This window comes from Janthinobacterium agaricidamnosum, from assembly GCF_003667705.1.
Taxonomy (GTDB): Bacteria; Pseudomonadota; Gammaproteobacteria; order Burkholderiales; family Burkholderiaceae_D; genus Janthinobacterium.
In genome coordinates this window covers 5,922,357-5,944,619 of the sequence record NZ_CP033019.1, presented here as the reverse complement: position 1 = coordinate 5,944,619, position 22,263 = coordinate 5,922,357, and the positions used below count along the sequence as shown (strand labels likewise).

The following is a 22,263-nucleotide window of genomic DNA, read 5'->3' as shown; positions in this document are numbered from 1 at the left end:
CGTTACGCAAATGACGATGGGCGCTTAAGCTGGCCGTTTGCCATTTGGAGCACCATGGACTATCGCAAAAAAGTGGCGGCCATCTATCTGCTGGGGTTTTTCGTCGACCTGATCAACATGTTCATCACCAGCGTCGCCTACCCCGACATCGGCCATGCCCTGCACGCCTCGGTGGCGCAGCTGGCCTGGATCAGCACCGCCTACATCCTCGGCCTGACCATCGTCATCCCGGCCAGCGCCTGGCTGGCTGCCTATTATGGCAGCAAAACCGTGTTCATGGCATCGTTGCTAACTTTTTTATGCGCGAGCATCGGCGCCGGCCTGGCGCCCTCGATTGAGGCGCTGATCGCCTGGCGCTGCGTGCAGGGCCTCGGTGGCGGCCTGCTCATTCCGCTGGGGCAAAGCATGACCTACCAGCTATATCAACCTGCCGAGCGCCCCGGCCTGTCCTCCGTCATCATGCTGGTGGGCTTGCTGGCGCCCGCGCTGTCGCCCGCACTGGGTGGCGTGATCGTCGACAGCCTGTCGTGGCGGGCGATTTTCTACCTGAACGTGCCGTTCGCGGCGCTGGCGCTGCTGCTGGCCGCCTGCTGGCTGCGTCCCGATCCGCCGCGCGCGGCCGTGCCCCGTCTCGACGTGGGCGGCCTGCTGGCGGGCAGCACGGCGATTTTGCTGCTGCTGCTGGGCTTGACCATGCTCGGTACGCCGGGCGAGTTGCTGACCGGCGCCGGCGTGCTGGCGCTGGGCGCCGCCTGCGCGTGGGCCTACGTGCGCGGCGCGCTGCGCAAGTCGACGCCGCTGCTCAACCTGCGCCTGGCCGCCGAGCCGCTGCTGCGCATTGCCATGCTGATGTATCTGCTGGTGCCGGGCGTCTTCATGGGCGTGAGCCTGTTGGCCATGCTGTATCTGCAGGGCGTGCTGGGCATGCCGGCATCGACGGCGGGCGCCTTGATGCTGCCGTGGGCGCTGGCCTCGTTTGCGGCCATTTCGCTCACCGGCAAAAGCTACCGCCGCGTGGGGCCGCAGCCGCTGTTCATCGCGGGCGCCCTGCTGCAGGCGGCGGGCATGCTGATGCTGCTGCGGGTGGACTCTGCAGATCAATTATTCTGGCTGGCCGGCGCGTATGCCGTGATGGGTTTTGGCGGCGGCTTGTGCAGCAGCACGGCGCAAAGCACGGCGTTTTTGCGCACACCGGACGCGCAGCTGAGCCAGGCCAGCGCCGTGTGGAATATCAACCGCCAGCTGGGCTTTTGCCTGGGCGTAGCGCTGCTCAGCGTACTGCTCAATGGCTTGCTGGCGGCGCACGGTATCGCATCGCTGGACGACCCCGCCCTGCATGCGCGCGCGGCGCAGGTGTTTCACTGGTGCTTTGCCTTGGCCGCCAGCGCGTGCGTGCTGCCTTTGGCGCTGTGCCTGCGCATCGATAACCGCGCCGTTCTCGACCTTTTACATCACCATGGAGCAAGCAAAAAATGAATGCTACAAATCTTTATTTTGACGACGTCTTATCCACGCATGTGCTGATCCGCGAGTGGCTCGCCGGCGAAGCCACGGCACCCGAACATTGCGCCGGTTTGCTCGCGCGTTTTTCATCCGGTTTCACGATGGTGTCACCGGGCGGGATGCGGCTCGACGGCGCTGGCCTGGCGGCGTTTTTCCGCGCCGCCGGCGGCAGCCGTCCGGGCTTGCAGATGCGCATTTCGGATCTCGTTCTGATACAGGAAAGTGCGGCCGGCGCCACCGTGTCCTACCGCGAATTCCAGTCGCTGCCCGGCGCGGAAAACACCGAGCGCTGGTCCACCGTCGTGTATGAAAAAACGGCCAGCGGCGCCCTGCTGTGGCGCCATTTGCACGAGACGTGGGTGGCGCCGGCGGCCGCGTAAAGCGGCACCGCGCGCGGCATTTTCCTACAGGAAGACTAGCCGCGCGCTGGCTGCGCAGTAGGAATTATCGGCTCAAGATGGGATTTTATCGACTATTGGCAGGAGAAGCGCAATGAACGATACCCCCTCGAAGCCCGCAGACCAGGCCCGCAATAGCGGCATGGACAAGACCGCTGCCGCGCAAGCGGATGGCGACGCCTATGCCAACCAGGGCGGCGGCAAGCCCGCCAGCGGCAATGTCGCCAGTGGCCACTGGGCGAACAATGTGATTACGCCACAGAGCCCGCCAGATGTCGTGGAGCAGGAAAACCTGCCTGGCCTGGGACAGCCGGAACACCGCGACCACGTCAAGGGCGTGGCCCAGCAGCCGCACAGCGAAGCGGGCAAGCTGGCCGATGACAGGCCGGGGCGCAACGAGTCGAAAGACGTGCACCGCTCGCTCAACCAGCACGAATAAACAGCCGTGATTTTATGCTGGAAAATCAGCTTAAATCATGCAACGCTTTTTGCAGCGCAGGACCGGTGGAAAACTGCGAAAAAACCACTTCCAGGCCACCGCGTTCCGGCGTGCAGCACATGGGCCCCACGCGGTAGTGGCTGGCCTCGGGAAACGGCGCCAGGCGCAGCAGCGGCCACAGCTTGCCATCGGTCGAATACTGCACCCGGATGACGCCCTTTTCCACCGTCACGCGCAGCCAGAAACCGTCCGGCATGGCGGGCGCGATGCTGACGGCCCAATCCGATTTATCCACCGTCAGCACGGTGCTCAACAGCAGCTGGCCGTCGGAAAATTCGACGCCGCATTTGATCCAGTGTTGCTCGTCGATGCGCACCATCATGCCGGCCTGGTCGTACAGCGCCGCGTACTGCGCGGCCACGTGCAGCTGCGCCGTGAAATCGCCATCGACTTCCGTGCCGAAAAAGTGGCCGCTGTCGCGGATAAAACCATACGAGGTCTTGCGCCAGAAATCCGTGTTCGCATCCGTCGTCACGCGCAGCTGCGCGGCGTCGGCGGACCAGTTTTCCGGTGGATTGAGCCAGCTGCCTTGCGTGAACATCGGATTTCCTCCTGATCGAAAAATGCTACATAGTTTGCCCCCATCCCAGCGCCTTGTACAGGGCAATCGCATCGATGTAGGACGCCGTCTCCGCCAGCAGCGCTTCGCGCCGGATATCGTACAAGGCGCGCTGGTTTTCCAGCACGGCCTGATAGCTGCCACCGCCGCCCGCATAGCGCGTGCTGGCGATGCCGAGGGCCGCGTTGCCGTGGCGCGCCGATTCCAGCAGGGAGGCCAATCGCGTCTGGTTTTCCGCCAGCTGCGTGACGGCGTTTTCCACGTCTTCCTGCGCCAATAACATCGTGTGTTCATAGCGCGCCAGGGCGCCCTGCGCCTCGGCCTGCGTGCCGCGCAAGCGTGCCCTGACGCTGCCCAGGCGGAAGGCCGGATAGCTGACGGAGGGTGCCACCTCGAAAGCGCGCGCGCCGCCGTCGAACACGCCGCTGCCGCGCAGTGCGAAGAAGCCCAGAAAGCCGCCGAGGCTCAGGCGCGGATACAGGTCGGCCGTGGCGGCACCCACGTCTTCGCTGGACGCGGCCAGCAGGCGCTCGGCGCGCACCACGTCGGGACGCTGCTTGATCAACTGATTCACGTCGCCGAGCGGCAGCTGGCCCGCCAGCGGCGCCTGTTGCTGGGGCTTGGTGGCCAGCGCGATGGCGCCAGGCACTTGCCCGCTCAGCACATCGAGCCGGTACTGCGCCTGGCGCAGGCCCGCCTGCAACGGTGGCAATGCCGCCTCGCTGCGCGCCAGGTTGGCCAGTGCGTTGTGGCGTTCTTCCGGCAAGCCGCTGCCGGCACGGATGCGCGCGTCGATCAATGCCACCGTGTCGCGCCAGCTTTGCACCTGCGCCTGCGTCAGCGCCAGGTTTTGCTGGTAGCCCAGCGCCTCGTAATAATTGCGCGCCACCTCGGCGGCGATCGTCAGCCGCACTTGCCGCAAGTCCGCCTGCGCCGCATCGGCGCGCGCCTGCGCCGAACGGCTCATGTGCGCCAGGCGGCCGAACAGGTCGATCTCCCATTGCGCGTCGAATCCCACGCGCGTGCTGGCGCTGGCGGTGCGGCTGTCGGGCGTGTTTTGCTGCACCGTGCGCTGCCAGCCGGCCTGGCCCGTGACAGTGGGCAGTTCGTCGAGCCGACGTTCGTCGAAGACGGCGCGCGCGGCCAGCAGGTTGGCCTGCGCCTGGGCGATATCGAGGTTGTGTTCGAGCGCGCTGGCGATCAGCTGCGACAGCCGTGCATCATCGAAAAACGTCCACCAAGCGGCCTCGCTGACGGCGCCCGTGCCAGCTGCGAATTGCGCTTGCTGCGGGCTGGCCAGGGTGATGGCGGGCGTGCCCGGCATGACGTAGGCGGGGCTGACGGCGCAGCCGGCCAGCACGGGGAAAAGGGCAATAAGATAGCGGTAATTTTTCATACGGATTCCTTCAGCGCCTGCGACAGGTCGCGGGCGCGCGGCGTGGCATGGTCGGCCGTGTGGCGGCGGGCCAGAAAGGTGTACACGGTGGGCAGCACGAACAGGGTGAAGAAGGTGCCGATCAACATGCCCGAGACGATCACGACACCGAGGCCGAAGCGGCTGTTGGCACCCGCGCCGGAAGCGAACAGCAGCGGCACGAGGCCCACCACCATGGCGGCCGTCGTCATCAAGATCGGGCGCAGGCGGATCTGCGCCGCCTTGCGGATGGCCGTGATGCGGTCGAGCTGTTCATGCACCTGCAATTCGTTGGCAAATTCCACCATCAGGATGCCGTGCTTGCTGATCAAGCCGATCAGGGTCACCAGGCCGATCTGCGTGTAGATGTTGACGGTGGCGTAGCCGAGCGCCAGCGGAATCAGGGCGCCGCAAATCGACAGGGGCACGGTGATCAGGATAATCAGCGGGTCCGTCAGGCTTTCGTACTGGGCCGCCAGCACCAGGTAAATCACGACGACGGCCGCCAGGAAGGCCAGCAGAAGGGCATTGCCTTCCGTGGCGAACTGGCGCGCATCTGATTGCCAGTCGTAGCTGAAGCCGGGCGGCAGGGTTTTCGCCACGCCATCGAGGAAGGCGACGGCGTCGCCCAGGGTCACGCCGGGCGCCGGCACGCCCTGGAAGGTGGCCGCGTTTTGCTGATTGAACTGCGTCAGCATGTTCGGCTCGATCTGTTCGCTCACCGAGACGACGGCGGACAGGGGCAGCAGGCTGCCATCGTCGGCGCGCACGTACTGCTGCGTCAGGGCTTGCGCCGTGAGTCGCTGTTCGCGCGGGCTTTGCGCGATGACGTCATAGGCGCGGCCATCCATGCCGAAGCGGTTCAAATAATTTTCGCCCACCAGCACGGCCAGCGATTCGCCGATGTCCTGCATGCGGATGCCCAGGCTGTTCGCCTTCGAGCGGTCCACGCGCACTTTCACCACGGGGTTGTTGTAATCGAGGTCGCTGTCGACGACGGCAAACAGGCCGCTGTCGCGCGCGCGCTGCTTGACGTCTTCCATGGTGCGGAACAGGGTGGCGTAATCCTGCGCGCTGCGCAGCACCATCTGCACGGGCAAGCCGCCGCTCGATCCGGGCAAGGGCGCTAGCTGGAAGGCGAAGATGCTGGTGCCTTCCACGTCGCCCACGGCGTGCTGCAATTCCGCCTGGATGACGGCCGCGTTGCGCGCGCGTTCGGCCCACGGCGTCAGGTTGATGCCGCCGATGCTCGATGCCGGACCTTCGCCGCCGTTGATGATCCAGCGCGAGTGCGTTTCGGGGATATGCTTGTAGATGGCATCGAGCTTGTACGAAAAGCGCTCGACGTAATCGAGGTTGGCGTGCTGCGGCGCCTTGATCGCCGTCAACACGCTGGCCTGGTCTTCCGCCGGCGCCAGTTCGCGCTGCGGCAGCAGGTACAGGAACGGCAGACTCACCATCACCAGCGCGGCGAAACCGGCACTCAGCCAGCGGTGGTGCAGCGAGCGGTCCAGCAGGCGCGCATAGCGGCTGGTCAAACCTTCGAAGAAATGCTCGGCGGCGCGCGCCATGCGCCCTTCCGATTGTTTCGGCTGCAGCAGCAATGAGCTCATCACGGGCGACAAGGTCAATGCCACCACGCCCGACACCACCACGGCGCCGGCCAAAGTGAGCGCGAATTCCTTGAACAGCGCGCCCGTGAGGCCCCCCATCATGCCGATGGGCGCATACACGGCCGCCAGCGTGATCGTCATGGCGATCACGGGGCCGGCCACTTCGCGCGCACCGACCAGCGCGGCGGCCACGGGCGTCTTGCCTTCCTCGATATGCCGGTGCACGTTTTCCACCACGACGATGGCGTCGTCGACCACCAGGCCCACGGCCAGCACCATCGCCAGCAGGGTGAGCAGATTGATGCTGAAGCCGAAGGCCAGCATCAGCGCCGCCGCGCCCAGCATCGACAGCGGAATCGTCACGACGGGAATCAGCACGGAGCGCAGGGAACCCATGCACAGATAGATGACGATGACGACAATGAGAAGCGCTTCGAGCAGGGTGTGCGCCACCTCCTCGATGGACGACTGGATGAAGCGCGCCGTCTCGAACGCCAGCTCCACTTTCACGCCGGGCGGCAGGGTTTTCTGGATCTCGGGCAGCAGTTTCTTGATGCCGTCGACGATCACCAGCGGGTTGCCGCCCGGCGTGGGCGACAGGCCCAGGTACACGGCCGGCACGCCATCCATGATGCCGCTCGTTTCCGTCGCGGCCGCACCCAGCTCCACCGTGCCCACGTCTTTCAGGCGCACGAGCGATGCGCTGTCTTTTTCATCGCCGCCCTTGCGGATGACCATGTCGCGGAACTCGGCCACGCTGGTCAGATCCGTGTTGACGCTGATGTTGGAGACGACGAATTGTCCTTTCACCTTGCCCGGCGCCGCCTGGTAGTTATTGCGCCGCACGGCGTCGGCCACGTCGGCTGCCGTCAAGCCGCGCGCCGCTAATTTTGCCGGGTCGATCCACAAACGCATGGCCAGCTGCTGGCCGCCGTACACGTCGACCTTGGCCACGCCGTCGATGGTGGCGAACATCGGCTGCACCACGCGCGCCAGATAGTCCGTCAGTGCGGGCGCCGAGACGCTCTCGCTGGCAAAGCCCACATAGGCGACGGCCGAGGAATCGCCGGCCGAGCGCTCGATGACGGGGTCAAAAGCGCCTTCGGGCAGCTTGTAGCGCACCTGGTTGACCTTGGCCATCACTTCCGTCAGCGCCTGGGTGGAATCGCGGTTCAATTCCATGCGCACGGTGACCGTGCTGCTGCCTTGCACGGAGGACGAGGTCAGATAATCGATGCCTTCCACCGACGACACGGCTTGCGCGATCGGCTGCGTGACAAAACCCTGCATCAGTTCTGCCGAGGCGCCCGGATACGTGGTTTTCACCGTGATGGTCGATGATTCGAGCATCGGATACTGGCGGATCGGCAGCTGCAGGATGGCGACCACGCCCAGCATCAAAATCAGGGTACTGATCACCAGCGCCAGCACGGGGCGGCGCACGAATAAATCGGTAAATTTCATTGTGTGCGCTCCTTAGGAACCGGCCTTGGGCGCGGCGCGCTTGGCCTCGTCCAGGGTATTGGCCACGGCTTGCACGGCCATGCCGTCGGCCAGTTTCAGCTGGCCCGAAGCGACCACACGCTGCCCTTCGCGCAAACCGTCCAGGATGGCGACACGGCCCCCTGCCCGCTCGCCCAGTTTGACGCCCACGCGCTTGACGGTGAGCGGCTGTTTGCCCTCCTGCTGCGCGACAAACACCGTGTCGCCATACGCGCTGTAGGTCACGGCCGTTTCCGGCACCGTCAGCTGCTGGCCCGCCTCGCGCGCCACGCGCACATTCGCGTACATGCCCGCTTTCAGGGCGCCGCGCGGATTGGAGAGCGCCGCCTGTACCTGCACCATGCGCGAGCGGGCGATCAGCGGGTCGATGGCGTTGATCTTCGCTGTAAAAACGTCGCCCGGATAGGCGTCCACCAGCACTTGCACGGCCTGGCCCGGCGCCAGCTTGGCGCTGCTCTGCTCATCTAGGGCGAAGTTCACCAGCAGCGACTTCGTGTCGATCAGGCTGGCCACCGTGTCGGCCGCATTCAGGTACTGGCCCGCGTGCACCTTGCGGATGCCCAGCTGCCCCGCGAACGGGGCGCGGATGGTCTTTTGCGCGATCAGCGCTTCCGTCTGGCGCACGTCGCCCAGGGCCGCGTCGCGCGCGGCCAGCGCAGTGTCGAGCTGCTCCTGCGTGGCCGCCTTTTCCTTGACCATCTGCAGCGTGCGCGCATGGCTGCTTTCCGCGTTTTTCAGCTGCGCGCGCTGGCGCAGCAGCATTGCCTGTTCTTGGGCGTCATTGAGCTGTACCAGCACGGCGCCGGCCGTCACGGTTTGCCCCGATTCGAAGCGGATCTGCGTGATCCGGCCGCCCGTTTCGGCGGCCACTTGTACTTGCCGCGCCGCTTCCAGTTCGCCCACGCCGGCAAAAAAGCGTTCCTGCGTGCCCAGCACGACAGGGACCAGCGCCACCTTGGTGGCCGGGTAAGCGGCGGCATCGGCCGCATGCGAGTCGGCGCGGGGGTATAGCGCGGCGCCCACGACGGCCAGGGCGATGGCCAGCGCGGAGGCGCCGACGATTTTCGTATTCATGATGAAGTCCTTTACAGCAGTACAAAGGGAAAAGTACAAAGAGGGAAAAGTACAAAGGGAAGAAGAGGCGCAGCGGAGGCTGGTCAGGTCCGCTGCGCGTTGAAGAGTACAAACAGGGCTATGGTCCACAGCAGCAGCACCAGGTGCGTCGTCTGCAAGCCTTCCTGCGCGATCCAGTAGCCGAACCACAGGCCGCCCAGGTGCATCAGCAGCAAAAAGGCGGCCATGGCGCACAAGGCCAGGTTCAGCCAGGGCAAGCCAGCAGCCAGGCCGCCGCCGAACAACAGCGCCACGCCCGTCCAGGCGGCGATGGCGGCCAGCAGTTGCAGCGCCAGCACCACGCCCAGCGAGAGCCTGTGCAAGGTCAACGAGGTGAGCGCGCGGCGCAGCAGCGGCGTCTGGATGGTCGGGTCCTGGCGCAGCGGGTCCATGCGCATGGTGTTGCCGATGGCCCAGACGGAGCCGTGGAAGGCGTGCAGGTTGTTGATGGCGGCCAGGGTGAGCCAGGAGGCCAGGCCGGTAGCGAGGATGGCGTGAAACAGCCAGATGGAGTGAGACAGTTGCATGGGAAAATCCTGTCAAAAGAGTACCTTGCCGGCATGCAGGCGTGGAAACTCCTCGACAGCGGGGAGCTACCGGCCTATTATGCAAGCAATTAGTTGGTTAACTGGCCCCATGATAGTTGAGCGAAATGAATTACACAAGTAAACGTTTGGATAATAGCGAAGCGCCGCAAACGACGGAGCGCATCCTGTATTTCATCAAGACCAAGGGACCCGTCTCCACGGCGACCCTGGCCAAGACCCTGGACATGACGGGCGAGGCGGCGCGCCAGCAAGTGCAAAAGCTGGTGGCGGCAGGCCTGATCGAAGGACGCCAGGAAGCGCAGGCGGGCGCGGGACGGCCGCGCCAGAACTGGGTCTTGACGGAAGCGGGCAATGCGCGCTTTCCCGACACGCATGCGCAACTGACGATCAAGCTGATCGGTTCCGTGCGCCAGCTGTTCGGCGAGGCGGGGCTGGATAAACTGATCACGCAGCGCGAAGAGGAAAGCCGCAGCGCGTACGCCTTGGCGTGTTCGGCGCCGGACTTGCCCACGCGGCTGCAGCAATTGGCCGCCGTGCGCGATGAAGAGGGGTATATGGCGCGCGTGGAAGCGGACGGCGACGACTGGCTGCTGATCGAAGACCACTGCCCCATCTGCGCCGCGGCGCGCACCTGCCAGGGCTTTTGCCGCTCCGAACTGCAGCTGTTCCAGGAAGTGGTGGGGCCAAGCGCCAGCATCGTGCGCGAGCAGCACGTGCTGGCGAACGCGATGCGCTGCGTTTACCGGATTTCGCCGCTTTCTTAAGGCTTCGGAAACAGCGGCCAGGTCAGTAGCGCCACCAGTCCCGCCAGCCACCATACGACGGGCCAGTTGCTGGCCGCCAGCAGGTGCGGGATGGCCATCGGCGTGAGGAACAGCCCCACGTAGACGGCCGTGTTCGCCATGCCCAGGGCCGTGCCCGCGTTGGCGCCGCCCGCTTCCGTGGCCAGCTCCGTGTAGGCCACGCCATGCCAGGCGGACACGGCGATGCCGGCGAGCACCACGGCGGCCATCAGCAGCCAGCCCGGCGCCTCCAGCCAGGCGATGCATCCCAGCAAAATGAATGCAGCCAGCGCCACCAGGGCCGAGCCGCGCAGGTAGGCGGGCCGGTTCGCGTGGCGGTCCGTATGGCGTCCGCTCCAGATGCGCATCACCATGGCGCCCGCCTGCAGGGCCACCATCACGGCCGTGATGGCCGCCAGGCCCAGGCCGCCATGGTCGTGCAGGAAGACGGTGGCGTAGCTGAGCACGGCAAACTGGGGCACGCACAGCAAGCCGATGGCGGCCACCATGCGCCAGACCTTTCGATTGCGTAACGGTGGCAGTGGCTTGATCCCGGACAGGCTTTTGGACGCATTGTGCGGCCCCTTGGCGGCCTCGGCAGAGAAATCGGGTTCATGCATCCAGCGCCACGTAAAAAACGCCGACAGGCCGCATACGAGGGCCAGGGCGCCAAACACGGGCATGAAGCCGTAGCGCGATGCCAGGCTGGGCAGGATGAGGGCGCCGAGGCCGCCGCCCAGCGGCACGGCCGTCTGGCGGATGCTCATGGCAAAACCCCGTTCGCCGGGGCCGAACCAGCGCATCACGGCGCGGCCGCTGGCGCCGTTCACGCTGCCGCCCAGCACGCCGACCAGGGCCAGCCCCGCCGCCAGCGCCCATAACGGCGGCACGGACCCGCCAGCGGGCGTAATCCACAGCAGCAAGGCCAGCAGCGCCAGCATGGTGCCCAGCAAGCCGGTCAGCAGCACGGGACGGTCGCCCCAGCGGTCGGTGGCGATGCCCCATGGCAATTCGGTCAGGGCCACGCCCAGGCCCATGGCGCCCAGCGCCACCCCCAGTTCTGTATTGCTCAGGTGATAGCCGCTGCGCAGCCAGATGGCCGTGGTGGGCATGCCGTTGGCGGCGGCGGAAAAGCTGGCATTGGCCGCCACGCCGACGGCGAGTACTTTCCAGCGGTGGGCGTCGCCCAGCACGGGCGCGGTGACGGGGACAGGAACAGGAATGGCTTGGCAACGGGTGCTCATGGCAGGGAGAGAAAAGTGGTTGACCCTGACAGTGTGGCGCGCTACGATCATTCTGAATATCAGATAATTTGTGCTACACCATCCCATAAAACCGGACGATCACCGCCACGCCATGAGCCTGCTTAATTTCGACATCGCCTTTCTGCGCAGCTATGTGGCTGGCATCGAGCTGGGCAGCTTTGCCCGCGCGGCCGACAAGGTGGGCCGCTCCACCTCGGCCGTCAGCGCGCAGCTGAAGAAACTCGAGGAGCAGGCGGGCATGCCCCTGTTCCGCAAGGATGGCCGAGGCCTGGCGCTGACGCCGGCCGGCGACGTGCTGCTCGGCTATGCGCGCCGCCTGCTGGAACTCAACGATGAGGCGGCCGTCGCCTTGCGCGGGGCGGAGCTGGAAGGGTGGATTCGGCTGGGCTTGCAGGAGGATTTTGGCGAAGCCTTGCTGCCCGACGTGCTGGGGCGTTTTGCCCGCGCGCATCCGAAAGTGCGCATCGAGGCGCACGTGGCGCGCAACACGGCCTTGATGGAAGGGCTGGCCATGGGCCAGCTGGACCTGGCCCTGCTGTGGGGCGGCGCCTGTATCGCCGACGTGGCCGAATATCCGCAGCAGCAGCGCCAGCATATTGCCGAACCGTCCATGCGCTGGATCGCCTCGTCCAGCCTGGCCTGGCGCCCCGAGTCGGGCGAGCCTTTGCCGCTCATTACGTTCGACCGCGAATGCCTGTTCCAGCGCTGCGCCACGCAGGCGCTCGATGGGGCCGGCATCGCCTGGCGCACGGCGTTTACCAGTCCTAGCCTGGCGGGACTGTGGGCGGCGGCGGCGGCCGGGCTGGGCGTGACGGTGCGCACGGGCCTGGGCTTGCCCTCGACCGTGCGCGCGCTCGATCACGTGGAAGCGGGCTTGCCCGCCCTGCCTCCGCTGTCGCTGGAATTGCTGCGCGCCTCAAGCGTGTCCAGGCCGCCCGTCGAGCGCCTGGCCGGCTTGATCATCGAATCGCTGCAACAGGATGCCGCTTAAAACGCCTGCGCCGTCGGGCGCAGCACGATCTCATTGATAGCCACCTCGGCCGGCTGCTCGATCGCATACGCGATGGCGCGCGCCACGGCATCGGCGGGAATGGCGATCTGGTAGAACTCCTTGACGGCCTTGGCGCTCTCGGCGTGGCTGCTGCCCTGGCTCAACTCCGTGTCGACGGCGCCCGGCGCAATGACGGTGGTGCGGATGGTGCCGCCGCTGGCCGCCAGCTCGTGGCGCAAGCCTTCCGAAATGGCGCTGACGGCAAACTTGGTGCCGCTGTAGACGGTGCCGCCTGGGCTGAAGACTTTTTGTCCCGCCACCGACGAGATATTGATGAAGTGGCCGCTGTTTTGCGCCTGGAAATGCGGCAGGACGGCGGCGATGCCGTTCAACACGCCTTTGATGTTGATATCGATCATGTTGTTCCACTCGTCGACTTGCAAGGCGCTCATCGGCGCGATGGCCATCAGCCCCGCATTGTTGATCATCACATCGACTTTGCCGAACACGGCCAGGGCCGTGTCGACCAAGCGCTTCAGGTCGCCCGCCTGAGTGACGTCGGTCTGGGCAATGGCGGCCTGGCCGCCGGCGGCCGTGATTTCCTCGGCGATGGTATTGAGCAAATCCATGCGGCGCGCACCGAGCACGACGCAGGCGCCCAACGCGGCCAGATGGCGCGCGGTGGCTTCGCCCAGGCCGCTGCTGGCACCGGTGATGAGGACGACTTTCCCTGCAATAGCTTGACTCATGATGGGTTCCTTGTGAAGGCAGCACAGTGCTGCGGATGACATCGATCAATGCCGGCACAGCTTAGCGCATTTGCGTCCTTTTTTGCTATAAAAAAGATAATTACCAAATGGTAATTGTTAGGCACGAGCAATCAGCACCTGCACGGGGGCCATGGGAAAATCGCTGGCGCCATATTGCTCCACTTGCCGCCAGCCCGTGTCGCGCAGCAGCTGCGCCAATTCACCGTGCCGTGTCACCGTGCGGCCCAGCATGCGCATTGGCAAGTAATACGGCAGCACGCGCGCCGCGTCGCCCGGCGCCGCCGCGATTTCCGCCTGTATGCAGACGAGCACGCCACCTGGCTTCAAGGCTGCCTGCATCTTGCGCAAGGCAGCCGCCATGTCTGGCACGAAATGCAGCACGGACGAGCACCAGATGAGGTCGTAGCCGCCGCCGATATCGTCGCTGTCCAGGTCGCCGCCCAGGGTCTCCAGGCGGTCGGATAGTTGCGCATGGGCGATGTTCGCGGCCGCCACGGCCACCGTTTCCGGCCAGTCGAAAACGCAGCCGTGCACGCCCGCATGGGCTTGCGCCAGCGCAATGGCCACCCAGCCGGGACCGCCGCCCGCGTCGAGCAGGCGCAGCGGCGTGTTGCCGTCCGCAAACGGGGCGACGCGCTGCATCACGCACAGGGCGGCGCGCATGGTGACGGCGCGCTGCTCCTGGCCGATCTGCTGCTGCGCGGCGGCGGCCCAGTTGACCCCGCTCGCCGTGCTGTAGGGCGTTACTTTTCCGCCGTCGCGCACCAGGGTGTTGAGCTGTGTGGCGAAATGGCGCAGCGCGTGCAGCCGGTACAGCCAGGCGTCGCCGCAAAAGGCAACAGCGTCGCGGCAGAAATACTGCAAGGTGGTGGCCGTGCAGCGGTAGCGTAGTGCGTTCGCATCCGTATCCGCATCGGCCCCATCGCGCTCCAGCACCTGCATGCTCCAAAGCAATTCCAGCAGCAAGGCCGTGTGCGGCCCATGTAGCGACAGGACGTCCGCCAGTTGCGCCGGCGTGTGCGGCGTTGCCAGCACCTCGAAAATACCCAGTTCCAGGGCGGCGGCCAGTCCATCGGCCTGGACGGGCGCGACGGCCAGGTCCCAGTACGGTTGCAAGGCGTGTTGCGTATCGAATGACATGATCTTCCTTTCGGCGAGGTGGGCATCAGCATCATTTTATGCAACAATGAGAATAATTATCATTTGCATTTGTATGCGCGGCGGCGTATTTCGTATGCGGGACGGCGCGCGGGAAAACGGGGAGGAGCGATGAGGGGACAGGAGAGGGAAGCGGCAGGCTGGACGCGGCGCCAGCTGGACCCGGGGTTGAAAGAGTGCCGCGCCGACCAGCGCCAGGTCGACCAGGGTTTGCTGCTCGTGCATTCCGACTACCGGCCACGGCTTGCGCTCGTCGAGCAATCGCAGCATGACGACGGGGGCGGCATGGTGATCACCATCGGCCTGGAAGGCGCGTCCGCCTACGCCACGCGCGATGGCGAACAATTGCGCTTCCAGGGCGGCCATACGACGATGACGGTGTTTCGCCACGTCAGCGGCGAGCGCCGTTTCGAGGCGCATCAACGGGCGGCGCAGTTGCGCGTGCTGGTCGATGAAGACGCGCTGGCGCGCTACTGGCCGGAGGGATTGGCATCTCTGCTGCCCCACGGCGGCGCGCGCCAGCTGGCGCATGCGGCCACCACGGCGGCCGCTACCCTGCACGCCCGCTCGCTGCTGCGCGCGACGGACCCGCTGGCCGTGCATATCAGCGTGCTCAGTATCCTGGCGGAACAGCTGCGGGGACTGCGGCCTGCGCCCGTTCTTGTACCGCGCTGGTCCGAGGCCGACATCGTCAAATTGGAACGCGTCTACGCGCTGATGCAGGAGCAGATGGCGCAGGCACTCACGCTCGATTACCTGTGCGCGCAAGCGGGCTTGAGTTTGTTCAAGCTCAAGCAGGGATGGCGCTACCGCTACAACGACAGCCCCCAGCGCACCCTGCTGGCGCTGCGCATGCAGCGGGCAAAGTTACTGCTGGAAAATGGTTGCCAGGTGGCGCAGGCGGGCTGGCAAACGGGCTACCGTCACCCGGCCAATTTCAGTGCCGCCTTCAGCCGCTATTTCGGCTACGCGCCGAAGACTGTGGGACGCGCGGGCGCGTAAAAAGCCGGTGTAGAATCGGTGGGCAGCATCCATAACTACGACCCACAAGGAGACATGATGGCCCGCAAAATCTTTGTCAATCTGCCCGTCCAGTCGCTGGAACGCTCCGTGGCGTTTTTCACGGCGCTGGGCTTCAGTTTCAATGCCCATTTCACGGATGAAACGGCGACGTGCATGATCGTTGCCGACGATATCTTCGTGATGCTGTTGACGCACGACAAATTCAAGCAATTCACGCCCAAGCAGCTGTGCGACACCAAGGTGGCGACGGAAGTGCTCGTGTGTTTATCGGCCGAGAGCCGGGGCGAAGTCGATGCGCTGGTGGCGAAAGCCGTCCAGGCGGGCGGCAGCATCTACAAGGAGCCGATCGATTTCGGCTTCATGTATGGCCACAGTTTCCAGGACCCCGATGGGCATCAGTGGGAATTGATGTACATGGAAGCAGGCGCCGTACCTGGCTGATCGGTGGTGGTGTCGGATTACGCGGCGTGCCGCCGCTAATCCGACACTACGCTACGGCTCAGGCAGATCGGGTAGGTCGGATTAGCGCGGCAACGCCGCGCGTAATCCGACGTCACCGGCCAGCTTAGGAAGCCAGCGCCAGCAGATCGACCACGTCCAGGCCGGCCAGGTCTTGCGTCGTATTGCCCGCAAACGCGGCGCGGCTTTGCTGGCCGTTTTTCAGCCAGGTGCGCGTGACGTCCTTGATCTGTGCCAGGGTGCAATTGAGCACGCCGGTACGGAACTGCTGGCGCACGGCTTCCGTCGTGCCCCGCTGCTGCATGTTCCACGCCGTCAGCGCTTCCGCGTACGGCGAGTGCGGCTTGTCGAGGCCCTTGATGACGCAGATGATGGCTTCTTCCACCTGCTCTTGCGAGAAATCGCCGTCGAGGATCTGGTCGAGCGTCGTGCCGAAGTCGGCGAACGTGCCGGCCAGGCGCGGATCGCGGTAGGAGCTCAGCGTGAATGTGCCGGCGCCGGCCGCGTAGCTGGCGCTGCCGCCATACGCGCCGCCTTTTTCGCGCAGGGCCGTATGCAGCACCTGGTTGGTCATCAGCTCGGCGGCCACGGCCAGGGCCGAAGCATCGGGATTATGCACGCCGGGCACGGGCCAGGAAACGAAGCAATGGTTGATCTGGCTCGTCGCATGCAGGGCCGTGTTGGCCAGTGGCAAGGCAGCCGGAGCGGCGGCAACGGCTGGCGCGGCCGCATCTTTGCTGGCGGCTGGCAACTCGAGCAGACGTGCCAGCGTGATGCCATCCTGCTCCAGGCCCGCGCACAGCACGGTCGGCTGCTGGGCGATGATGTGCGCGTGCAGGGTGTCGAGTTCGCGCGCGATTTCCTGCAAGCCTGCCGACGTTTTGCTCAGCTGCTGCAAACGGCGGTAGAACGGCAATGCTGCCGGGCCGCCGACGATGTCGTCGAAGCGGCGCGTCGGCGACAGCGGCGCTGCCGAGGCCAGCATGGCGTAGCGGTTGCCCGATTCGGCCAGGCTGGAGAGTTTGTCCTGCACCAGGCTTTCGATCAGGAACGCCAGGCGCTCTTCTTCATCGAAGCGTGGCTTGGCGATCCAGGCCGACAGCACGGCGGCGATCGCCGCGTGTTCTTCGCGCAAGCCGCTCGCCGAGAACGACAATTCCACGCGCATCGCCTGCTGCGGGCGGGGAATGGCTTCCAGGCCGATGTGGAACGACGGCACCATGCTCTGGCGCCAGGCGCTGGCGTCATCGAACGACATGTCGCCCACGCCCAGTTCCGGCGCCAGGTCCGTGTACAGGCGCAGCCATGGCCACGACGCTTCCGGCAGGCCCGATACGTCGTACAGCACGTTGGCATAGCTGATGCCGTTTGAGGCGATACTGAACGCCACGGCGCCATCGACTGCCGGCGGAATCGGCAGGGCCGGGCGCGGCGCGGCGCTGACGTCGCCCGGGCGGATGCGCGGCAGCACTTCCGAATTCGACGGCAGTTGCTGATGCGCTTCCAGCGCGGCCGACTCGGCCACGATGTGCTCGCGCTCGGCATCCGTCAGCTTCGCCTGCAGGGCGGCCAGCCTGGCGTCTTCCTGCGCGGCGCGGTCCGTGAAATAGGCGGCATCGGGCACCACGTGCGTCGTCAAACGGGTCGGGTTGGCGATCAGCTCGCGCACCAGCTGCTTGAAGAAGGCCGGGTCGTCGATCTGCTGCTCCAGCGTTTCCAGGATGGCCGCATTGTCGAAGGCGTCCATCACGTTGCCGTCGTACATGGCCAGCGGCAAGGCGTGCAGCAAACGGCCCAGGCCGTAAGGCATGCGGCCGCTGCTGATTTCGCGCTGGCTGTATTTGATGTCGCGCAAGGCCGCGTGCAGCACGGCGGCGGGAATGCCCTCTTCCGCCGTTTCTTCCAGCGCGGCCCAGATGCGCTGGTGCGCGTCGGCGATCTGTTCTTTGGTCAAACCTTCCATGCCGATGTGGAACACCATCTGGCGGATGCCCGCGTCGCGGCCATTCATGTCCGATGGGCGGCCATAGCCGGCCGATTCCATGGCGCGCATGACGGGCGCCGACGATTCGCCGAGCAAGCCATGCGACAGCAAATGCGCGTGGTAGTAGGCGATGGGGTCGCTCGATTCGCCCATCAGCCAGGCAAATTGCAGGCCGAATTCATCGTCGCGCGCTTCCTGCGACGGAATTTTCACCACATTTTCCTGCGGCGCCGTCCACGCGGGGGCCAGCTGCGGCAGGCGGCGCGGGCTAAAGCCGCTGAGCTTGGACAGCACGCGCTCGGCGACCTGCTCCTGCACGGCCGACGCTTCGATATTGCCGGCGGTCATGATCACGGCTTGCGAAGGATGGTAGTGACTGGCGTGGAATTCTTTCAGCATGGCATGCGTCAGCTCGGGGATATTCAGCGGATCGCCGCCCGATTCCACTTCATACGTCGTGCCCTTGAGCAAGGCGCTGGCGATGCCGCTGTCGAGTGCGCGCATGGGGCTGTTGAAGGCGCCCTTCATTTCATTGAAGACGATGCCCTGGTACACGAGCTTGTCGCCTTCGAAGGCATGGCGCCAGCCTTCCTGGCGGAAATTCAGGTAATCGAGATTCGGGAAGAAGGCGGCGTCGAGGTACACGTCGAGCAGGTTGAAGAAATCCTTGCGGTCGGTGCTGGCGAACGGGTACACGGTGCGGTCCGGATAGGTCATCGCATTCATGAAGGTGGCCGTCGAGCGGCGCAGCATCGAGAAGAACGGGTCGCGCACCGGGTAGCGCGACGAACCGCACAGGGCCAGGTGCTCGAGGATGTGGGCGCGTCCGTCGCTCACTTCCGGCACAGTGGGAAATGCCACCAGGAACACCATCTCAGCCTGCTCGGTATGCATGTGGATATGGCGCATGCCCGTTGCTGGCTCGACATATTGCTCGATGGTTGCCTGCAAGACTGGAATGAAGTTGCTGCTGACTTTTTCAAATGTGCTCATGCGGTATGGGATCTCTTCGGTAGGTGATTCGGAGTGTCGGTGGGGCTGCATCACATGTGGGGGCAAAGTGGCGCAATGCCAGGGCCGTGGGCTACTTTGATGCCTGCGTGAAGTTTTTCCCTATTGTACTAGGAGTATTCGTGCGCCGCCGCCGGGCCCCGCTTGTTCGCCGGAAAAGCAACAATGTTGCAAAATAAACTATTTTTGGACAGGTGGCGCCCCGGGATGGGGGCTTAGCGTACCATGCGCCTTTTGCACTCCAGACTGAACCGAAGGCGCCTACCTTGTCCCGACTTTCCTTTCGCCAACTGTTATTTGCCGCCTTCATTTTGACGACGGGTATCTTGACGGCTACTTCCGTGCAAGCCCTGCTGACCCTGGAGCACCTGGCCCGGCTGGGGCGCGAGACGGCGGCGCAGGCGATTGCACTGACGGAACAGTCGCAGCGCCTGTCCGAGCGCACCCTGGCCATGGAGCGCAGCGCGCGCCAGTTCCTCGTGCTGGACGACCCCGTGTTCCGCGAGCGCTACGCGGCGGCGCGCGAGGAAGCGACGGCGGCACTGCAAGTGCTGAACCGCGCCACGCCCGAATTCGCCCCCCAGCTGGCCGACGAATGGACGGTGCAGGCGCAATCGGCGTGGGAAGTGTTGCAAGCTGGAAAACGCCGCAAACGCGATGGCCACGCCGTCGTGTACCGCGCGTTTGCCCGCATGACGCAGATCAATGACAGCCTGGCGCGCGAAAGCAAGACGGAAATCGGCAGCCGCAATGACGCGCTGCTGGCCGAGCTGGAGCGCCAGCGCCGCCTGCTGGGCCTGCTGGTGGGCGGCGCCGTGCTGCTGGCGGCCGTGCTGGCCACCTGCTTCGGTTTTTTACTCTCGCGTCCGCTGCGCCGCATCGAGACGGCCATCGAGCGCCTGGGCGAGAAGCGCTACGACCAGCCCATCGTCGTCGGCGGCCCGGCCGACACGCGCCGCCTGGGCCAGCAGCTGGATTGGCTGCGCCAGCGCCTGGCGGACCTCGATGCCGACAAGGAACGTTTTCTGCGCCACATCTCGCATGAGCTGAAGACGCCGCTGGCTGCCCTGCGCGAAGGCGTGGCCTTGCTGGAAGACGAGGTGGCCGGCAAGCTCAGCGACAGCCAGCGCGAAATCGCCGGCATCCTGCAGCAAAACACGGCGTCGCTGCAAACCCAGATCGAAGACTTGCTGCGCTACAATACCGCCGCTTTTGACGCCCAGCATCTGGCGCACAGCAAGGTCGACTTGCTGGTCTTGCTGCAAGATGTGGTGGCCGCGCAGCGCCTGCAATGGCTGGCGCGCCGTTTGACGGTCGAGGTGCAGGGCGAGTCCCTGATCGTGCAGGCCGACCGCGACAAGCTGGCCACCGCCCTGGCGAACCTGCTGTCGAATGCCGTGCGCTTCAGCCCGGAGGGCGGCACCGTGCGTTTCAGCCTGGCTTGCGAAGGCGGCCGTGTGCGCATCGATTGCATCGACGAGGGGGCCGGCGTGGCGCCCGAGGATGCCGCGCGTATTTTTGAACCGTTTTACCAGGGAGTGCGCCAGGCGGCCGGCGCGCGCAACGGCAATGGCATCGGCCTGTCCATCGTGCGCGAATATATCGCCGCCCACGATGGCAGCGTCACTCTTTTACCGCGCCAGGCTGGCGCGCATTTTCGGATAGAACTGCCCTTATGATGACGAGAACTTCCCTGGCCGGCATGGCCGCCTGTGCGCTGCTGTTGGGCGCTTGCGCCGCCAAGCCCCCCACCCAGACGCCCGTGCTGGTGCAGACGCCGCCGCGCGTGGTGGTCGTGGCCGACCCCCAGCTGGCCGAACTGCTCGCGTATCAGAGTGCCTTGCGCCTGATGACGCCGTCGGAACTGGCGAAAGCGCAGCTGGACCTGACGAAAGCCGATCATGCGCCGCACAACACGCTACGCCGCGCCATGCTGCAGGCGACCGTGCGCGGCCCCGGCGATCTGGCCCGCGCGCAAGCGTTGCTGGAACCGCTGGCCACGGCCACGGGCAAGGACGCGCAGCTGCTGGCGCCGCTGGCGCAATTGCTCGGCAGCCAGTACGCTGAACTGCGCCGCCAGGAAGACAGCATCGACAAGCTCAACACGCAGCTGCGCGACGCGCAGCGCCGCATCGACTTGCTCAATGAAAAACTCGAGGCACTGAAAAACATCGAGCGCAGCCTGTCCGTGCGCCCTGCCGCGGGAGCGGCGAAATGAGCGAGCACGCCCACATTTTATTGGTCGACGACGACCCCGACCTGTTGCGTTTGCTGACCATCCGCTTGAAGGCGGGCAACTACCGCGTGACGGCCGTGGGCAGCGCGGAAGCGGCGCTGGCGCGCCTGGCCGTGGAATTGCCGGCCCTGGTTATTACCGATGTGCAATTGCCGGGCCGCGACGGCCTGGCCCTGTTCGATGAAATCCGCCGTCAGCACGCGGCCCTGCCCGTCATTTTGCTCACGGCGCACGGCACCATTCCCGATGCCGTCGATGCGACGGCGCGTGGCGCGTTTGCCTACCTGACGAAGCCGTTCGACGGAAAGTTGCTGATGGAAAAGGTGGCGTACGCCATCAACTTGTCCACCGTCATGCCGGCGCCCGCGTCCGGCGATGAAAGCTGGCGTGCCGAACTGATCAGCCGCAGTGCGCAGATGGCCGAGCTGCTGGCCGAAGCCAAGCTGGTAGCGGGGTCCGACGCCAGCATCCTGATCCGCGGTCCCAGCGGCACGGGCAAGGAATTGCTGGCGCGCGCGCTGCACAACGCCAGCCGCCGCGCCAAGGCGCCGTTCATCGCCGTCAACTGCGGCGCCATCCCCGAACAACTGCTGGAATCGGAACTGTTCGGCCACGTGAAAGGCTCGTTTACGGGCGCCGTGGGCAACCGCGAAGGTTTGTTTCAGGCGGCCGATGGCGGCACCCTGTTTCTGGACGAGATCGGCGACATGCCGCTGCCGCTGCAAGTCAAATTGCTGCGCGTACTGCAGGAACGGGCCGTGCGGCCCGTGGGCGCCGACCAGACGCGGCCCGTCGACGTGCGCTTATTGTCCGCCACGCACCGCGACCTCGATGTGGCCATGGCGGAAGGGCAATTCCGCGAAGACCTGTATTACCGCCTCAACGTGGTCACCTTGACCCTGCCGCCGCTGGCCGAGCGCCGCGAAGATATCGCCCTGCTGGCGAACCATTTCCTGCAGAAACTGGCGGCCAAGTACCAAAAAACCCTGAACGGCTTCGCGCCCGACGCCCTCACGGCCCTGGTGGCGGCGCCATGGCCCGGCAACGTGCGCCAGCTGGTCAATGTCGTCGAGCAAGTCTGCGCGCTGGCCACGGCGCCGCTGGTGCCCTTGTCGCTGGTGCAGCGCGCCCTGCGCGTGCCGTCGCTCGAAGCGCTCAGCTATAACGAAGCCAAGCAGCGCTTCGAGCGCGACTACCTGATCCAGCTGCTGCGCCTGACGGACGGCAACGTGGCCGACGCGGCCCGCCTGGCTGACCGCAACCGCACGGAGTTCTACCGTTTATTGCAGAAATACGAGCTGACGCCGGCCCTGTTCCGGGCCGACGGCGACCCTGTCGCTGATTAGCGACAAAAATAAAGCGTTAAAAATCAGCGTCTTAGTCTGAAACATTGATATTGTTGCCACAAGCTGTCGCTGGCAGGCGACAAAAAGC

At 65.4% G+C, this 22,263-nt stretch carries 19 protein-coding genes; 10 read left to right on the top strand and 9 right to left on the bottom strand.

Annotation, left to right across the window (positions count from 1 at the left end):
• The first annotated feature begins 54 nt into the window (after positions 1-54).
• The 3 genes from D9M09_RS26815 (at position 55) to D9M09_RS26805 (ending at position 2,340) form a co-directional block, all read left to right on the top strand.
• Positions 55-1,476, top strand: coding sequence for an MFS transporter (locus tag D9M09_RS26815; RefSeq protein WP_121670774.1), 1,422 nt, complete (start codon positions 55-57; stop codon positions 1,474-1,476).
• Complete coding sequence (locus tag D9M09_RS26810; RefSeq protein ID WP_121670773.1) at positions 1,473-1,883, top strand: DUF4440 domain-containing protein; 411 nt, start codon at positions 1,473-1,475, stop codon at positions 1,881-1,883. Before D9M09_RS26815 ends, D9M09_RS26810 begins: the two co-directional genes overlap by 4 nt.
• A 112-nt stretch (positions 1,884-1,995) precedes the next feature.
• Entirely contained in the window at positions 1,996-2,340 is a 345-nt protein-coding gene (locus tag D9M09_RS26805; protein WP_099408196.1) for a hypothetical protein, read from the top strand.
• A gap of 25 nt (positions 2,341-2,365) precedes the next feature.
• On the opposite strand, the gene D9M09_RS26800 is transcribed toward D9M09_RS26805, so the two are convergent.
• The 5 genes from D9M09_RS26800 to D9M09_RS26780 form a co-directional block, all read right to left on the bottom strand.
• On the bottom strand, positions 2,366-2,941 hold the full coding sequence (locus D9M09_RS26800; RefSeq protein ID WP_121670772.1) for a DUF1349 domain-containing protein: 576 nt from the start codon (positions 2,939-2,941) through the stop codon (positions 2,366-2,368).
• 25 nt (positions 2,942-2,966) lie between these two features.
• On the bottom strand, positions 2,967-4,355 hold the full coding sequence (locus D9M09_RS26795) for an efflux transporter outer membrane subunit (RefSeq protein ID WP_121670771.1): 1,389 nt from the start codon (positions 4,353-4,355) through the stop codon (positions 2,967-2,969).
• Positions 4,352-7,450, bottom strand: coding sequence for a MexW/MexI family multidrug efflux RND transporter permease subunit (locus tag D9M09_RS26790; RefSeq protein ID WP_099408199.1), 3,099 nt, complete (start codon positions 7,448-7,450; stop codon positions 4,352-4,354). The genes D9M09_RS26795 and D9M09_RS26790 overlap by 4 nt, the downstream gene beginning before the upstream one ends.
• Positions 7,451-7,462: 12 nt before the next feature.
• Entirely contained in the window at positions 7,463-8,563 is a 1,101-nt protein-coding gene (locus tag D9M09_RS26785; protein WP_099408200.1) for an efflux RND transporter periplasmic adaptor subunit, read from the bottom strand.
• Positions 8,564-8,646: 83 nt separating this feature from the next.
• Positions 8,647-9,129, bottom strand: a complete 483-nt coding sequence (locus tag D9M09_RS26780; protein WP_070312690.1) for a DUF2165 family protein — start codon at positions 9,127-9,129, stop codon at positions 8,647-8,649.
• A gap of 125 nt (positions 9,130-9,254) precedes the next feature.
• Between D9M09_RS26780 and D9M09_RS26775 the strand changes: the two genes are divergently transcribed.
• Positions 9,255-9,914, top strand: coding sequence for a helix-turn-helix transcriptional regulator (locus D9M09_RS26775; protein ID WP_070223362.1), 660 nt, complete (start codon positions 9,255-9,257; stop codon positions 9,912-9,914).
• Here the strand turns inward: D9M09_RS26775 and D9M09_RS26770 are convergent.
• Positions 9,911-11,176 carry an MFS transporter gene (locus D9M09_RS26770; RefSeq protein ID WP_099408201.1) on the bottom strand — a complete coding sequence of 422 codons (1,266 nt, stop codon included), beginning with the start codon at positions 11,174-11,176 and terminating at the stop codon, positions 9,911-9,913. The two genes, D9M09_RS26775 and D9M09_RS26770, sit on opposite strands and share 4 nt — an antisense overlap.
• A 112-nt stretch (positions 11,177-11,288) precedes the next feature.
• On the opposite strand from D9M09_RS26770, the gene D9M09_RS26765 reads away from it, so the two are divergent.
• Positions 11,289-12,188, top strand: coding sequence for a LysR substrate-binding domain-containing protein (locus D9M09_RS26765; protein WP_070223293.1), 900 nt, complete (start codon positions 11,289-11,291; stop codon positions 12,186-12,188).
• Here the strand turns inward: D9M09_RS26765 and D9M09_RS26760 are convergent.
• A complete protein-coding gene (locus D9M09_RS26760; RefSeq protein WP_121670770.1) occupies positions 12,185-12,937 on the bottom strand; it encodes an SDR family oxidoreductase in 753 nt (250 codons plus the stop codon). The genes D9M09_RS26765 and D9M09_RS26760 overlap by 4 nt on opposite strands.
• A 117-nt stretch (positions 12,938-13,054) precedes the next feature.
• The gene (locus D9M09_RS26755; protein ID WP_121670769.1) at positions 13,055-14,098 is read right to left on the bottom strand and encodes a methyltransferase domain-containing protein; all 1,044 of its coding nucleotides are present in this window, start codon (positions 14,096-14,098) and stop codon (positions 13,055-13,057) included.
• Between the two features lie 129 nt (positions 14,099-14,227).
• Between D9M09_RS26755 and D9M09_RS26750 the strand changes: the two genes are divergently transcribed.
• Positions 14,228-15,118 (top strand): helix-turn-helix domain-containing protein, encoded by an 891-nt coding sequence (locus D9M09_RS26750; protein WP_121670768.1) that lies wholly within the window; start codon positions 14,228-14,230, stop codon positions 15,116-15,118.
• 57 nt (positions 15,119-15,175) lie between these two features.
• On the top strand, positions 15,176-15,580 hold the full coding sequence (locus D9M09_RS26745; RefSeq protein ID WP_070223284.1) for a VOC family protein: 405 nt from the start codon (positions 15,176-15,178) through the stop codon (positions 15,578-15,580).
• Between the two features lie 124 nt (positions 15,581-15,704).
• On the opposite strand, the gene D9M09_RS26740 is transcribed toward D9M09_RS26745, so the two are convergent.
• Positions 15,705-18,575 (bottom strand): insulinase family protein, encoded by a 2,871-nt coding sequence (locus D9M09_RS26740; protein WP_121670767.1) that lies wholly within the window; start codon positions 18,573-18,575, stop codon positions 15,705-15,707.
• A gap of 284 nt (positions 18,576-18,859) precedes the next feature.
• On the opposite strand from D9M09_RS26740, the gene D9M09_RS26735 reads away from it, so the two are divergent.
• From D9M09_RS26735 to D9M09_RS26725, 3 genes are read left to right on the top strand one after another with little or no spacing between them, the layout of a single operon-like run.
• Positions 18,860-20,272: a HAMP domain-containing sensor histidine kinase gene (locus D9M09_RS26735; protein ID WP_121670766.1), complete on the top strand. Its 1,413-nt coding sequence runs from the start codon at positions 18,860-18,862 to the stop codon at positions 20,270-20,272.
• Complete coding sequence (locus D9M09_RS26730) at positions 20,269-20,811, top strand: hypothetical protein (protein ID WP_240453491.1); 543 nt, start codon at positions 20,269-20,271, stop codon at positions 20,809-20,811. The genes D9M09_RS26735 and D9M09_RS26730 overlap by 4 nt, the downstream gene beginning before the upstream one ends.
• Positions 20,808-22,175 carry a sigma 54-interacting transcriptional regulator gene (locus D9M09_RS26725; RefSeq protein ID WP_121670765.1) on the top strand — a complete coding sequence of 456 codons (1,368 nt, stop codon included), beginning with the start codon at positions 20,808-20,810 and terminating at the stop codon, positions 22,173-22,175. The genes D9M09_RS26730 and D9M09_RS26725 overlap by 4 nt, the downstream gene beginning before the upstream one ends.
• Positions 22,176-22,263: the final 88 nt, after the last annotated feature.